The 735-nt window shown below is 50.3% G+C and carries 8 tRNA genes; all 8 read left to right on the top strand.

From position 1 onward, the window contains the following. Positions 1-21 precede the first annotated feature (21 nt). Positions 22-94 (top strand) — tRNA-Asp (locus HT685_RS09505). Between the two features lie 24 nt (positions 95-118). Continuing rightward, positions 119-191, top strand: a tRNA-Lys gene (locus HT685_RS09500). A gap of 5 nt (positions 192-196) precedes the next feature. After that, positions 197-278: transfer RNA gene (locus tag HT685_RS09495), tRNA-Leu, on the top strand. Positions 279-296: 18 nt separating this feature from the next. Then, a tRNA-Thr gene (locus HT685_RS09490) sits at positions 297-369 on the top strand. A 22-nt stretch (positions 370-391) separates the two neighbouring features. Continuing rightward, positions 392-463, top strand: a tRNA-Gly gene (locus tag HT685_RS09485). A gap of 7 nt (positions 464-470) precedes the next feature. Further along, positions 471-556: transfer RNA gene (locus HT685_RS09480), tRNA-Leu, on the top strand. Positions 557-567: 11 nt separating this feature from the next. Next, a tRNA-Arg gene (locus HT685_RS09475) sits at positions 568-641 on the top strand. A 15-nt stretch (positions 642-656) separates the two neighbouring features. Beyond that, positions 657-730 (top strand) — tRNA-Pro (locus HT685_RS09470). The last annotated feature ends 5 nt before the right edge of the window (positions 731-735 follow it).

Here is a 735-nt window from a genome sequence, read left to right as displayed (position 1 = left end):
TCGATCCCGTTAACTCCCAAAGGTCCCGTAGTGTAGCGGTTATCACGTCGCCCTGTCACGGCGAAGATCGCGGGTTCGATTCCCGTCGGGACCGTTTAAGATAACGCAAGTTATTTTAGACTCGTTAGCTCAGTTGGTAGAGCAATTGACTTTTAATCAATGGGTCACTGGTTCGAGCCCAGTACGGGTCATATCTGCGGGTTTGGCGGAATTGGCAGACGCACCAGATTTAGGATCTGGCGCTTAACGGCGTGGGGGTTCAAGTCCCTTAACCCGCATTAAGATATAATAAATGAGCCGGCTTAGCTCAGTTGGTAGAGCATCTGATTTGTAATCAGAGGGTCGCGTGTTCAAGTCATGTAGCCGGCATTTTTAGATAGAAGAAAATAGTGCGAACGTAGTTCAGTGGTAGAACACCACCTTGCCAAGGTGGGGGTCGCGGGTTCGAATCCCGTCGTTCGCTTAGAGAGGCCGGGGTGGCGGAACTGGCAGACGCACAGGACTTAAAATCCTGCGATTGGTAACGATCGTACCGGTTCGATTCCGGTCCTCGGCATAATATAATGAGCACCCTTAGCTCAACTGGATAGAGTACCTGACTACGAATCAGGCGGTTAGAGGTTCGACTCCTCTAGGGTGCATTTTTCTATTTAACTCGGGAAGTAGCTCAGCTTGGTAGAGTACTTGGTTTGGGACCAAGGTGTCGCAGGTTCGAATCCTGTCTTCCCGATACAT

Source organism: Streptococcus sp. 5004 (genome assembly GCF_013276755.1).
GTDB lineage: Bacteria > Bacillota > Bacilli > Lactobacillales > Streptococcaceae > Streptococcus.
This window is presented reverse-complemented; position numbering and strand designations above follow the sequence as displayed.